The organism is Guptibacillus hwajinpoensis (assembly GCF_005144865.1).
GTDB classification, from domain to species: Bacteria; Bacillota; Bacilli; order Bacillales; family Guptibacillaceae; genus Guptibacillus; species Guptibacillus hwajinpoensis_A.
In genome coordinates this window covers 1364276-1377939 of the sequence record NZ_SWFM01000001.1, presented here as the reverse complement: position 1 = coordinate 1377939, position 13664 = coordinate 1364276, and the positions used below count along the sequence as shown (strand labels likewise).

11 protein-coding genes are annotated in these 13664 nt (G+C 39.8%); 9 read left to right on the top strand and 2 right to left on the bottom strand.

Annotation, left to right across the window (positions count from 1 at the left end):
- The first annotated feature begins 174 nt into the window (after positions 1–174).
- From FBF83_RS06830 to lhgO, 4 genes are all read left to right on the top strand, one after another.
- Positions 175–1527, top strand: coding sequence for a S8 family peptidase (locus FBF83_RS06830; RefSeq protein WP_240687999.1), 1353 nt, complete (start codon positions 175–177; stop codon positions 1525–1527).
- Between the two features lie 232 nt (positions 1528–1759).
- Positions 1760–3169, top strand: a complete 1410-nt coding sequence (locus tag FBF83_RS06825; protein ID WP_136946336.1) for an MBL fold metallo-hydrolase — start codon at positions 1760–1762, stop codon at positions 3167–3169.
- Between the two features lie 374 nt (positions 3170–3543).
- On the top strand, positions 3544–4479 hold the full coding sequence (gene glaH / locus FBF83_RS06820) for a glutarate dioxygenase GlaH (RefSeq protein WP_136946335.1): 936 nt from the start codon (positions 3544–3546) through the stop codon (positions 4477–4479).
- Positions 4480–4496: 17 nt separating this feature from the next.
- The gene (lhgO, locus tag FBF83_RS06815; protein ID WP_136946334.1) at positions 4497–5702 is read left to right on the top strand and encodes an L-2-hydroxyglutarate oxidase; all 1206 of its coding nucleotides are present in this window, start codon (positions 4497–4499) and stop codon (positions 5700–5702) included.
- A 33-nt stretch (positions 5703–5735) separates the two neighbouring features.
- Here the strand turns inward: lhgO and FBF83_RS06810 are convergent, their stop codons facing one another.
- Both FBF83_RS06810 and FBF83_RS06805 read right to left on the bottom strand, forming a co-directional pair.
- A complete protein-coding gene (locus FBF83_RS06810) occupies positions 5736–6062 on the bottom strand; it encodes a DUF3870 domain-containing protein (protein ID WP_136946333.1) in 327 nt (108 codons plus the stop codon).
- 12 nt (positions 6063–6074) lie between these two features.
- The gene (locus FBF83_RS06805) at positions 6075–7133 is read right to left on the bottom strand and encodes a DctP family TRAP transporter solute-binding subunit (protein WP_136946332.1); all 1059 of its coding nucleotides are present in this window, start codon (positions 7131–7133) and stop codon (positions 6075–6077) included.
- Between the two features lie 111 nt (positions 7134–7244).
- Here FBF83_RS06805 and FBF83_RS06800 point away from each other — a divergent pair, with 111 nt between their 5' ends.
- The 5 genes from FBF83_RS06800 (at position 7245) to FBF83_RS06775 (ending at position 13637) form a co-directional block, all read left to right on the top strand.
- Positions 7245–8867, top strand: coding sequence for an ATP-binding protein (locus FBF83_RS06800; RefSeq protein ID WP_136946331.1), 1623 nt, complete (start codon positions 7245–7247; stop codon positions 8865–8867).
- Positions 8845–9543 (top strand): response regulator, encoded by a 699-nt coding sequence (locus FBF83_RS06795; RefSeq protein WP_136946521.1) that lies wholly within the window; start codon positions 8845–8847, stop codon positions 9541–9543. The genes FBF83_RS06800 and FBF83_RS06795 overlap by 23 nt, the downstream gene beginning before the upstream one ends.
- A gap of 438 nt (positions 9544–9981) precedes the next feature.
- Positions 9982–10974, top strand: coding sequence for a TAXI family TRAP transporter solute-binding subunit (locus FBF83_RS06785; RefSeq protein ID WP_136946329.1), 993 nt, complete (start codon positions 9982–9984; stop codon positions 10972–10974).
- Positions 10967–11470: a DUF1850 domain-containing protein gene (locus FBF83_RS06780; RefSeq protein ID WP_205665308.1), complete on the top strand. Its 504-nt coding sequence runs from the start codon at positions 10967–10969 to the stop codon at positions 11468–11470. The genes FBF83_RS06785 and FBF83_RS06780 overlap by 8 nt, the downstream gene beginning before the upstream one ends.
- Before the next feature lie 10 nt (positions 11471–11480).
- Complete coding sequence (locus FBF83_RS06775) at positions 11481–13637, top strand: TRAP transporter permease (RefSeq protein ID WP_420875109.1); 2157 nt, start codon at positions 11481–11483, stop codon at positions 13635–13637.
- Positions 13638–13664 lie beyond the last annotated feature (27 nt).

Sequence of the window (13664 nt, the reverse complement as noted above, 5' to 3'; positions counted from 1 at the left end):
TTTGATATGTTTTAGCGATTAGTAAATTTTAGGTTGTTGGGAAATGTACGATCATTTATTGCTAATAAGATGAAGAAATTAGCTTTCATTTCCCAATACAAAAAATTCTGAATGTTCTTTATACTGGAGAGGGACATGAGTACAACTCAATTATTCTAAAGACGGAGGGATTTAATGAAAATTCTAAGCAAACTTACATTAGTAGCAGTTCTAGTATTGGCTATGCTTATACCTGGTCATGCTAAAACAACTCAAGCGAGTAGCCTTGAGATTGACAGTACATTGAACAATATTCTTAACAAAGTAACGGGGTGGACAGAGGTTGAGGCAATTCTTACATATGATGCAAAACCTACTGTAGAGGAATTAGATCTTCTGAAATCGTTAGGTCTATCACTCAAAACATTTAGTGAGTTGCCGGTCGTTGGAATAACGGGAACAGCGTTAGAGATCGATTCTCTATTAAATAGTAATACAAATGCAGTATCTATTTATAAGAACAAGAAATTAGACTATTTCATGAAAGATAGCAGAAAATTAATCGGTGTGGAAAAAGTTTGGAATGATCTTGGCTATACTGGGAAGGATACTACGGTTGCCGTAATAGACAGTGGTATTGATGGAACACATCAAGACCTTCCATTTGGTTCTAAAGTTATTCAAAACGTAAAAATGCTAGTAGGCAGTAGTATCTTCGGTGGGCAGGACATTTATCTTGAGAATGTTCCAAACACAGATACAAGTTCAGGTCACGGTACACACGTTGCTGGGACTATTGCTGGACTTGGTGAAGCAAGCGAAGGCTTATACAAAGGTGTTGCACCTGACGCTAAATTAGTCGGTATTGGTGCTGGTGAAGGCCTAAATATTCTTTGGGCTCTTGAAGGTTTTAATTATCTAATTGAGCACCAAGAAGAGTACGGCATTGATATTATTAGTAATAGCTGGGGATCAAATGGAGAATATTCTCCGAATGACCCGATTAATGTGGCAAGCAAAATTGCCCATGATAAAGGGATGACAGTAACATTTGCTGCAGGAAATAGTGGACCAGATGATAACACGTTAAATCCATACTCTGCAGCACCATGGGTCATTTCAGTTGCTGCTGGAACAAAGGATAAACAGCTCGCTGACTTTTCTTCTAGAGGGGTAGCTGGTGATGAACTTCTTCACCCTGATATTACTGCACCTGGTGTTGATATTGTTGCAACGAAATCTTCTACTGGAGTTGTCATGAATACGTTGGGTACAACGAAAGATGTGAATTACATTGCACCTGAGTACCTTCCATATTACACAACTTCTAGTGGTACAAGCATGGCAACACCTCACATCTCTGGTGTCCTTGCTTTAATGGAAGAAGCTAACCCTAATCTACAACCTGATGCTGCTCTAAGTACGCTAGAGAATACGGCAGAAACAATGTCTGGTTATGAATATCACGAAGTTGGAGCTGGCTATGTAGATGCTTATAAGGCTGTACAGCAAGCTGGTCAAACTGCAGCTATTGCAGGTGTGAAATAATACGAGGCAACATAATTAACCCGAATAGTGATATCACTATTCGGGTTTTGCCATTACATAGTAGAAGAATTCATAGTTTAGAAAGGTTTCGGTTAGGTTATAAAGAATAAATAGAATGAACTACCTTATAGGGTATAAAAGCACAATGGTTGAAGAAAGCTCTAAAAGAGTTTATGATGGATTGAAATACCCCATAGGGTAACTAGTAATTTAAATTCAGGAGGCATAACGAATGTATTTACAAACGTTTTTTGACGAAAAGCTCGCACAATATTCTTATTTAATTGGATGTCAGCGAACAGGTGAAGCACTAGTTATCGATCCTGCTCGTGATGTTACACCATATTTAGAAGTAGCTAAAAAGGAAGGCTTTCATTTAGCTGCAGCAGCAGAAACGCACATTCATGCTGACTTTGTATCGGGTGCACGCCAGCTCGCAGAAAAGCACGATGTGAAATTATACTTGTCAGATGAAGGAGATCAAGATTCGAAATACGGGTATCTTGATGGATTGAATGTTGAGTTAGTGAATGATGGTTCAACGATCAATGTAGGTAACGTTGAACTTAGTGTTATGCATACCCCAGGGCATACCCCTGAAAGTATTTCATTCGTTCTAACTGATCGAGGCGGTGGTTCTGAAGTCCCAATGGGCATTTTCACAGGTGACTTTGTATTTGTAGGTGATATCGGTCGTCCAGACTTGCTTGAAAAAGCAGCTGGAGCAAAAGGAACGGCGGAAACAGGTGCAAAATCGATGTTCGGTTCCCTTCAAAAATTTAAGGAACTACCAGAATATCTCACAGTCTGGCCAGGTCATGGTGCAGGAAGTGCATGTGGTAAATCGTTAGGTGCAGTACCTCAATCTACCGTCGGTTACGAGCTCCGCAATAACTGGGCTTTAAAGGAAGAAAATGAAGGATCATTTGTAAAAGAACTTCTTAACGAACAGCCTGAAGCTCCAACTTATTTTGCCGTCATGAAGAAGGTAAATAAAGAAGGACCTAACGTATTAACTGGAGAAAAACTTGAAAAAATCACGAACATTGATGAGTTTAGTGCTCTTGCTTCAAAGGAAAATACAACTGTAGTTGATACGCGTCCTGCAACTGATTTTGCAGCTGGCCATATTGATGGTGCGATCAATCTTCCATTTAATAAAGCATTCACGAACTGGTCAGGTTGGGTACTTGATTATGACAATGACTTGCTTCTAATTGCAGAGGAAGACAAGAAAGATGAAATTGTTAAAGCATTGCATTCAATTGGAATTGATAACCTTAAAGCATTCGCAGGTCCTGAGCTACTTTCACAGTGGAATGATCTTGAAGGATATTCCTTTATTTCAGCAGAGGAGCTAAAGGATGTCTATGATAAAGACGACGTTTATGTTGTCGATATCAGAAAGCAAGATGAGTGGAACAACGGTCATATTCCTGGTGCGAATCACCATATGCTAGGGTATCTAGAAGATCAAGCCGAGGAAATTCCGGAAGACAAAACGGTTGTCGTTCACTGTCAGTCAGGTACACGTTCAGCCATCGGAACAAGCTTGCTTCAATCATTAGGATTTAAAGATATCTTAAACTTTAGCGGTGGTTTTGCTAAATGGGAAAAAGAATTTGATAAAATCGAGAAGTAATGAAGAGAGCGTAAAGCACATGTGCTTTACGCTCTTTTTAATATTTACTACAGACAAGCTTACTTAGATTAAACCGTAATTGGAAACGCAAATAACGATACAAATTATTGACAGAAAATTCTATTTATTGTAACCTTAATGTATCAGCTTAAGCGTTCATTTAGAAAGGTACTCCCTTTCAAATTCAGGACGACAGAGCCGAATGTCTAAACACAACAATTATATAAACTTACTGTTAAAGCTGTCGAAACTCTTCCAGGAGTAATCACGCAGTTTAAAGCCAGTATAATTCTTCCGCCGATGCGGGAGGAGTGTGCTGGCTTTTTATGTTGCTTCATCTACTTAAACTAAAAAATATAAAGGGAGAGAAGTGTATGTGTGCTATGTCTAGTACAGAACTAAATAACAGAGTTGTGACGTCAGGGAAAGGCTATCAAATTAAACCTAGTCCGCATCATGAGCGCCTATACGTAATTGAACTTGAAAAACAAGTGGTGGCAAGTTTCTTCGAAGACGTGGGTGAAATTAGTAGTCAGCAGTTGGAGTATATTCCGTACATGAGGTTTGTTATAACAGATAAACTTGCAAGTCTTTTAGACGAAGATTTTCAAAAGTCGGTTAGAGGGATAATCCATGATCGTAACACTGGTGGATTTACTGTTGGAGTGAACGAGCAAACGACTGATCCCGAAGACTACGTCAAATTCTCAACTGCATTCTCACACCTTGTAGGGATTCCAAATTTCGATGCGATGTCAGGAAACTATTATGCTCGTTTCTCTGTAAAGCACACGGATAATAGCGATTCTTATTTGCGTCAGGCTTATCGTCTCTTTACGCTCCATACAGATGGCACATATGTGGATGAAGCGACGGATTGGTTACTGATGATGAAATTTGATGAACAGAACGCGGTTGGTGGACGGTCTAGACTTCTTCATCTTGATGATTGGGATGAGTTAAATCGGTTTTATCATCATACAATGGCTTCGCAACGACTTGTCTATAAAGCACCACCTAGCAAAAATGTAGTAAAAGAAGTGTTTCGCACAACGTTCTATGAACAAAATAATGAACCGTGTATTTGTTTTATCGATCAATTCGTTCATCCAGAAAACATTGAACAGGCTAATTACTTGAAGGACTTATCTAGCTCCATGGAGAATGCTTCGGCAACTACAGGACTAGAGCTTCCAGCAGGAGAACTAATTATGTTAAACAATCATTTCTGGTTACATGGTAGGGAAGCATTTGAAGAGAATACAGGACTTCATCGTGAGCTTTTACGTCAGCGTGGCAGGTTTGCCTAATTAAGGAGAGTAGAGAAATGTATGATTATCTGATTATTGGTGGGGGCATTGTAGGTCTATCAACGGCTCTGTCTATTCATAAGCAATATCCGTATGCAAAGCTCGCTGTTGTAGAGAAAGAACAGAGCTGGGCGAGCCATCAAACAGGTCGTAATAGCGGAGTCATTCATTCTGGTATTTATTATAAACCTGGGAGTATGAAGGCAACTCTTGCCAAAAAGGGCAGTGAGTCTATGGTTCGTTTTTGCATGGAGAATAACATCGCTCATGACGTTTGTGGAAAAGTAATAGTAGCTGTAAATCAAAGTGAGAAGAACAATCTTAATCAGCTGTATGATCGTGGTCTTCAAAACGGTTTGGAAGTGGAAAGGCTTTCTAGAGAAGAGTTAATCGAAATTGAACCTCACGTGAACGGAGTAGAAGGAATCAGAGTTCCTTCAACAGGAATTGTTGATTATAAACAGGTAACAGAGAAGCTAGCAGAGCTTCTTTCAAAACGAGGCGTTAACCTCCTTTCAGGAACCAAGGTTAAAAATATTGAAGAGTATGCAGATGAAGCCATTGTGGATACCTCTCATGGTACCCTTAAAACACGCTTTCTAGTAAACTGTGCCGGTCTTCATAGTGACCGAATTGCAAGGTTAGCTGACATATATACAGATCTTAAAATAGTGCCATTCAGGGGTGAGTACTTTAAGTTAAAGGAAGAGAAAAGCTATCTTGTCCGGAACTTGATCTATCCAGTCCCTAATCCGGAGTTTCCTTTCCTTGGTGTCCACCTAACGCGAATGATGGATGGAACGATTCATGCTGGTCCAAATGCCGTTTTGAGTTTGAAGCGTGAAGGCTACAACAAACTTTCATTCAATGCCAAAGATGCTTTTGATGTCTTAACGTTTGATGGATTCTGGAAAATGGCGGGCAGTAATATGAAGGAAGGATTACTGGAAATTGTTCGTTCCTTTCACCGAAAGTCTTTTGTCAAAAGTCTTCAAAGGCTTGTTCCCCAGATTCAAGAAAAAGACGTTATTCCTACTCATTCTGGCGTGAGAGCTCAGGCGTTATTAAAAAATGGGCAATTAGTCGATGACTTTTTCGTCATTCCAGGTAAACGCTCAATCCATGTATGCAATGCACCGTCTCCTGCTGCGACGGCTTCGTTAGAAATTGGGAATGTCATTGCAGGGAAAGTACCGGATATTGCGAGTAAGATTAGCATATAAATGGAAAACCGCCTAATAAGGCGGTTTTCTTTTTTATTTCCGCATTTCACTTGGTTCTGGATGCATCTCATATTGTTTATGAGCATCCTTAAGTGCAGCAGCTAGAGCATTTCCTGCTTTGCCAAGATAGCCTTCCTTTAAGCGTTGAAGTGGCTCATCAAAGCCGTCTTTAAGACTAAATCCTTTCAGTAGCTGTCTGACGAATTGTTTACTATGCTCCGTAGCAAGTGTGCAGGAAGCATCGACGATAACACCGTATTTTTTATCCACTTCAAGCGTCAGGGTAAGGGTATCAGAAATGTTGTTTGCAGCTATTCCTGTTGGTAGTTTCGAGTGTCCTGCGACGAATAGAGTGTTCATATAGATGACCTCCTAATTATGGGATGAATAATGATTCTGAATCCGTTTCACTTCTCGTAAAAGTGATGGTGAAATGGATTTTTCTGCTTGTATGTATACTGGGAGAAACGCTTCTTTCCATTTCTTTCTTTGGGCATTTGTTAGGACATCAATCTGTATATCTGACGTTCGCTTTAATTCGCGAATTTGACTATCGTTGATTTCAATTGAATGCCGTCGAACCCAATCGGTTGTTTCCTCCATTGAAGAAACGATCGCTTCTTGATGTGATTTGGATAGCTTATTCCAGAATGATTTGTTCATGAGAATGGCATAGCCTAAATAAGCGTGGTTGCTGATCGTCATAAAGGACTGTTCTTTGTAAAACTTCTTCGAGTAAATGTTCGATACGGTGTTTTCCTGTCCATCAATAAAATCAACTTCTAAATTCCGATATGTTTTATTAAATGAAAGTTCACTGGTACTGGCATTAACTGCATCGAATTGCGCTGCTATAGTAGGCCCTGGCATTGTACGAAAATGAAGTTGATCCATATCTACTGGTTGAATAATAGGATGTTGATCATTGGTAAACTGTTTAAAACCGTTATACCAGAAACCAAGCCCTTTCGCGTTCGAACGCTTCAGATCGTTTAAAAGCTCCTCCCCAATCTTTCCTTCATACGCTTCTTGAACAGCTTGTTCCGTTTGAAATGCATATGGAAGGTCAAGTACTTGCCAGTCTGGAAATAGGGGCGATAACTTAGCCGTCGCAGGCGCAATCATCTCGACTTTGCCACTGGTCAGAGCCTCCCACTCATTTTGATCTTGATAGATTTCACCATTCGAGTAGATTTCAACAGTGACTTCATCATTTGTTTTCATTTGTACAGACTCTGCAAAGTAACGAGCTGCCAATCCTTTAGGTGTATTTTCAGCAGCTACGTGACTGAAACGAATAATCACCTGTTCACTAATTCCTTCCTGTTCGTCGTCGTAATCAATCGAGTTAGCTGTTTGATTGAAACCAAAGAAGAGAGCGGTGAGGACTCCTACTAGAATGAAAGCTGTAATTGTGATGAATGTTTTCATAGATTCACCTATTTCGAAAGCGTTTCCAATAGTTTATCATAGATCATAACTTGTAAAAGCAACCCAATTACAATTTGTTGGCAATCATACGTATGGAGGGATTTTCAAGCAATGACAGTAAGAATACCAATTAAAACAAAGATTATGATCCTATCATTTGGTGTGGTATTCTTTTCAATTATCATTGCTGGGATCATTGCTTCCGGTAAAATATATGAAGAAAATGAGAGTGATCTGGGAGATAGGGGCTTAATTACAGGGCGAATTGTTGCTAACTTGCCTGAAGTCCAACAGTATTTATTGGAAAGTGAAGGGTGGAATCGAATTAACCCCATTGTGAACCGAATTAGAACAATCAACGGAGCGGATTACATTGTTGTTCTTGATTTGAACCGGATTCGTTACTCTCATCCGGTGGAAGAGAAACTAGGTACTGTATCATCAGGTAAAGATGAAGGAGCGGCATTTGCAGAGCATAGCTATGTTTCAAAGGCACAGGGAGATATGGGTATGGCTATCAGATCTTTCGTTCCAATTATGAACGATCAACACGAACAAATTGGCGTTGTCCTTGTTGGTCATATGCTTCCGAGTTTGACGAGCGTCCTTCTAAGCATTGAATCTCAATTGATTTTGATTACTCTCCTTTCGCTTGGGTTTGGAATGATAGGTTCCTGGTTACTTGCTAGGCAAATCAAAAAAGAAACATTTCAACTTGAGCCTTATGAAATTTCAAGGTTGTTGGTTGAGAGAACAGCCACTTTCCAAGCGATGAATGAAGGGGTTATCGCAATTAATCTAAAAGGTGAAATCATGATTTTTAATGACAAAGCGAAATCCATTCTCGGTGTTGTTGATGATGCGGTCGGTCGGGCTATGCGTGATGTGTTAATTAGTCCTAAGTTACTATCGATTTTAACTTGCAAGGATGCGTTTGATCGAGAAGAAGTAACATCAGGAAACAAGGTTTTAGTCATTAGTAAAGTGCCTATATGTGTAGAAAATGAAACAGTAGGAGCTGTCGCTGTATTTCAAGATCGAACAGAGGTCGCCCGTATGGCAGAAGAATTAACGGGAGTTAAAAATTTCGTTGATGCTCTCAGAGTTCAAAATCATGAATCCATGAATCGACTGCATACGATTGCTGGGCTTATTCAGTTAGATGAGAAAGAGAAGGCATTGAACTACGTCTTCGATGTTTCTCAGAGAGATGAAGAGCTATCTGGATTTTTAAGTAAGCGCATTAAGGATTATCGTCTTTCCGGATTGCTAATTAGCAAAGTTAAAAGAGCGAAGGAATTGGGAATTAACCTTACAATTACTCAAAATAGTAGATTAGAAACTCTACCTTATTTTCTAGATAGCCATGATATCGTTCTAATTATTGGTAATTTAATCGAAAATGCGTTTCATTCTTTCGAGGAGATTGATCGTAATGAGAGAATAATTGAGGTTAGTTTACTACAGGATGACGATCTTTTTTTGATTACTGTCGAGGATAACGGATGTGGGGTACCTGAGAAGATGAAGGAAAAAATCATGACGAAAGGATTTACAACAAAAGGAGAAAAAGGAAGTGGGCTTGGGTTATACCTAGTAAAGCACACAATTGATAAAGGCAATGGGAAGATGAACTTTATTTCTCATGAAGGAGAAGGAACGAGTATCGAGTTAGACTTGCCAATGAAGAGGGAGGAGGCTGAGAGAAATGATGGTCGACGTTCTATTAATTGAAGACGATCCAATGGTTCAGGAAGTTAATCGTCAATTTATTGAGAGAGTTGATGGTTTTCGAGTAGTTGGAACGGCACATACAGGAGAAGAAGGAATGAAGTTTGCAAGAAAGTTACAGGCCGAATTAATTATACTCGATGTTTACATGCCAGCAAAAAATGGTGTTGAAACGTTAAAGATGCTAAGACAAGAAGGTATAAATGTAGAAGTGATCGCAGTGACAGCAGCCAATGATCGCCATACCATTCGCACGATGCTTCATCATGGGGCAAGGGATTATATTATTAAGCCGTTTAAATTCGAAAGGCTGCAACAAGCATTGAACAATTTTCTACTATACAAATCGAGCATAGATGGACAAGGGAAACTCACTCAGAAAGAGCTAGATCAATTGAAAGCTGTCCATATCCATAACGACAAAACAGTCGATGTAGATAGGATGCCAAAGGGTCTCAATTATCAAACGATGAAGCAAATCATTTCTTATCTGGGGGATCAACAGCAGCCACTCTCTGCTGAAGAAGCAGCAGATGGAATTGGTATCGCCAGGGTGACCGCAAGACGATATCTTGATTATCTACAGAAATCAGATAAAGTCCAACTTGATATTCAATATGGTGGCGTTGGTAGACCGCTCAATCGCTATTCACTTGTTAAGAGTTCTTCTAAATCATAGAAGAACTCTTTTTATTTAGGTTCATTTCTATAGGCTCTTTTCGTAGACAATGTTGCTCTAAAAGTAGGGGGGATTTCCGCTCCAGTATGCTCGCTTTCCGCGGGGCGGGCGGTGAGCCTCCTCGGCGCAAAAAACATTGCGCCTGTGGGGTCTCGCCTGTCCCGCTAATCCCGCAGGAGTAGAGCATCCTTCCGCTCCAATCAGCTAAGTGTGGTTCTTTATACAAAATTTCTTTCAAAAGCAACAATCTTTTAGAAAAGAGCCTTTCTATAACATTGTTGTTTTTGATAAAGTAGTTGAATCAAACACCACACTTCACGGAAATAACTTTTTATTTTGACCAAAAAGACCAAAACGTCCAATATGTTCTAAATATTCTAAAATAAATGTGTAAGCGTTACCATTAAACTAGGAAACGACGAAACGGAGGAATTGAAAATGAAGACAAAAGGACTTGCAGTACTTATGCTTGCGCTAGCTATAATCATTTCGGCATGTGGTGGCGGTAACTCAGCTGGCAGCGGTGAAGATTCGTCTGATTCATCGCAGTCACTCGTATTTGGAACTGGCGGAACCTCAGGAACTTATTATCCGATTGGCGGAGCACTGAAGCCGATCTTTGAACAAAGTGATTCAATAGGAAATATTACTGTTGAATCAACTGGTGCATCTGTAGCAAACATCCAGAATATCCAGGATGGGCTCAATCAGATGGCTGTTGTGATGAGTGATGTTGCTTATGATGCGATCGAAGGTAAGGGACAATTCGAAGGTAAGAAAGTTGATATTGAAGCCCTAGCAGGTATGTATCCTAATGTTGTGCAAATTGTAGCTACAAAAGATAGTGGAATTGAGTCGGTAGAAGATCTAAAAGGCAAGAAGGTAGGCGTTGGAAAAGTCGGTTCCGGTGTTGAACAAAGTGCCCAGAAAGTACTTGAGGCAGTTGGACTAACGTATGATGATCTTTCTAAAGTTACTCATACAGGCTATGCCGACAGTGTACAGGAAATGAAAAACGGAAACTTAGATGCAGCCTTCTTTACATCGGGTGTACCGAACAGCAATATTACAGATTTAATGCAACAGAATGAGATCGCGTTTGTTGAAATTAAAGGTGATACAGCTGAGGCCCTAAAGGAAAAGTATCCTTTCTATAAGGATTACAAAATTCCAGCAGGTGATGAAGCGAAATATAATCTCGAAAATGAAGTTGTGACTGTGGGGATTCAAAACATGATTGTTGTTTCTCCAGATTTAGATGAGGCCCTCGTTAAAGATTTAACGAAACGATATTATGACTACCTTGGATCAGATGAGGTAGCGGTCGGCGCTCTGAAGCAGCTTGACCGTGATGAAATTGCAAAAGGTTTAATTGTTCCATTACATCCGGGAGCAAAGGCATTTTATGAGGAGCAGGGAGTACTTGAATAGAAATAAACGGGGGCATCTAATCGGTGCTCTCTTTTTACGAAATTGGTTGATACTCATTTCACAATGCATTATTTTGTTCTTGTTTCCTTTACAGGTTCTCACACTAGAGGGAGAGGACAAAGTGGACGGCATCTACATAGGAGCTTCTGAAGTTTCACTACGGTGGCAGCATTCTGTTGAGAAAGAAGAATGGGAAGAGTTTTTTGTAATAGGTAATAGCGACATATTTCTCAAACAAACCAGGTTTAAAACATTTGGAGCAGGTGTCCCGAGTGATGCAGGAAAAGATACGTTTATTAAAGATGGCTGGGTGTATATGACGGGGATTAACCGTTCGATTGGTAATCATTTTTATTTTCGAACGGGGAAGACGACGGAACACCGAATAACGATAGATGGACAAAGCGACAAGCTTAAGGCAAACAGTTCCTACCATATGACTGTTAAGCAACTTAATCTAATACAAGCTTTGCTATATAAAATACGAGTCCTATGAGGTGATCAATTTGATTGAGAAGAAAAACATAGAAGCGACAGATTATGATCGGGAAAGTAACGTACGTTCACTCCACCTTTCTAAGATGAAATTCGTTGTAACACTTTTAGCTGCAGGACTTGCACTTTTCCACTTATATACTTCTTATGCAGGTTCACTTGTTGATATTCAGCAGCGAAGTATACATTTATACACGCTGATGGCGCTTGGATTCTTAATCTATCCTTTTATGAAAAAGAATGCTAGCAAACGAATCCCTATCTATGATTATATTCTATTCACACTTTCTCTAATTATCGGGATTTATATGCTTTTTACAGCTGAACGAATCATTCAGTCAGGCGGACAAATTAATTCCCTCGATTTTATCGTTGGGATTGTGATTGTTCTCTTATTGTTTGATATCACACGAAGAATCACAGGCTGGGGGCTAACCTTACTTGGAGCAGCTTTTCTCGTTTATGGATTCTATGTAAAGCTCTCTATTTATCCACAGTTAACGGAACCCGTTATTTTAAGTGTATCGAAACAAATCATATCACAGCTTGTCTTCATCACCGAAGGTATTCTAGGTACTGCAATTGGAGTATCTGCTAGTTATATCATTCTCTTCATTTTGTTTGGCGCATTTTTGAGCAGATCTGGAATGGGGCAGCTTTTTAATGATCTTGCACTTGCAGTTGCAGGCCATACAAAGGGAGGGCCAGCGAAAGTTGCGGTTATTGCAAGTGGTTTTCTAGGATCAATTAATGGTTCGGCTATCGCAAATGTGGTGACGACCGGTGCATTTACAATTCCTCTAATGAAGAAAATAGGTTATCACAAAAATTTCGCTGGTGCTGTAGAGTCCGCAGCTAGTGTAGGTGGACAAATTCTCCCACCGATTATGGGAGCAGCAGCCTTCATTATGGCAGAGAACTTGAATGTCCCTTATACGAAAATCATTCTAGCAGGGATTATTCCTGCCGTCTTATTTTATATAGGAATTCTTTTGCAGGTACATTTTCGAGCAGCAAAAAGAGGGTTGAAGGGGTTACCAAAGAGCGAACTACCTACAGTAAAGGCAGTACTTATCGAACGAGGACATCTGATTATTCCAATGTTGTTTCTTCTTTACCTTTTATTCTCAGGAAAAACGCCTTTCTTTGCAGCATTCTGGTCAATTATTGCTACGGTTATTATTTCAGCATCGAGAAAAATGCTTCCACTTATTATGCTATTAGGATTTTTCTTGATTTTCCAACCTCAAATTGTCTCTGTTCTATCCGGAAGTCCTTTACCTAACGTAAGAGGAGACTGGTGGGAACTTTTAATTATAGTGCTCCTTCCTTTCATCATTAATGTTTGGAGAAGAGTACTTAAACTTGAAGCAGAAGAAATTGGGGTAATGGACAGTATCCAGGCACTTGAAGAAGGCGCGAAAACAACGATTCCAGTTGCAATCGCATGTGGTGCAGTCGGTATAGTAGTAGGCATTGCTTCTCTAACAGGAGTAGCGCTTGAAATTGCGAATAGTATCGTAAGCATCGGTTCCATGGTGAATAGTCCATTGATTCAGTTGATCATTACACTCCTTCTAGCGATGATTACATCAATCATTCTTGGTATGGGGCTTCCAAGCATACCGACTTATATTATTACGAGTACGATGGCAGCGCCTATTTTGCTTCAGCTACCTTTATTCCGAGAGCTTGCAGGATCTCCGGAAACAGCGATCTTCGTAGCGCATATGTTTGTGTTCTATTTCGGTATTTTTGCGAATATCACCCCACCAGTCGCACTAGCAGCATTTGCAGGAGCAGGAATTAGCGGTGGTGATCCTAACAAAACAGGTTTTCAGGCAATGAAGCTTGCTATTGCAGGTTTTATCGTGCCATTTATGTTCGTTTTTTCTCACGAAATGCTAATGGTAGATGCAACGGTTATGAATGTCTTACTAATAGCAGTTACATCTCTAGTTGGCGTCTTTCTATTATCCGTTACGGCTGAAGGTTATTTCATTACGGCACTCCCAGTGTGGTTCAGACTACTAACCGGGATCGGTGCACTTCTATTAATCTATCCTGGTATCGTAACAGATATTATTGGAGGGCTGGTTTTTCTTCTCTTAATGGTTAGAAATTATCTAGTAAAAAGAAATGATAGTGAACAATCAATATCTACGTGATACTAACTTCATGAATCGAAAGGAATG

Excerpts from the sequence above, each read along its gene's own strand:
- FBF83_RS06800 (WP_136946331.1), top strand. The coding sequence starts at position 7,245 with ATGACAGTAAGAATACCAATTAAAACAAAGATTATGATCCTATCATTT.
- FBF83_RS06795 (WP_136946521.1), top strand. The coding sequence starts at position 8,845 with ATGGTCGACGTTCTATTAATTGAAGACGATCCAATGGTTCAGGAAGTT.
- FBF83_RS06785 (WP_136946329.1), top strand. The coding sequence starts at position 9,982 with ATGAAGACAAAAGGACTTGCAGTACTTATGCTTGCGCTAGCTATAATC.
- FBF83_RS06805 (WP_136946332.1), bottom strand. The coding sequence starts at position 7,133 with ATGAAAACATTCATCACAATTACAGCTTTCATTCTAGTAGGAGTCCTC.
- FBF83_RS06825 (WP_136946336.1), top strand. The coding sequence starts at position 1,760 with ATGTATTTACAAACGTTTTTTGACGAAAAGCTCGCACAATATTCTTAT.
- FBF83_RS06810 (WP_136946333.1), bottom strand. The coding sequence starts at position 6,062 with ATGAACACTCTATTCGTCGCAGGACACTCGAAACTACCAACAGGAATA.
- lhgO (WP_136946334.1), top strand. The coding sequence starts at position 4,497 with ATGTATGATTATCTGATTATTGGTGGGGGCATTGTAGGTCTATCAACG.
- glaH (WP_136946335.1), top strand. The coding sequence starts at position 3,544 with ATGTGTGCTATGTCTAGTACAGAACTAAATAACAGAGTTGTGACGTCA.
- FBF83_RS06830 (WP_240687999.1), top strand. The coding sequence starts at position 175 with ATGAAAATTCTAAGCAAACTTACATTAGTAGCAGTTCTAGTATTGGCT.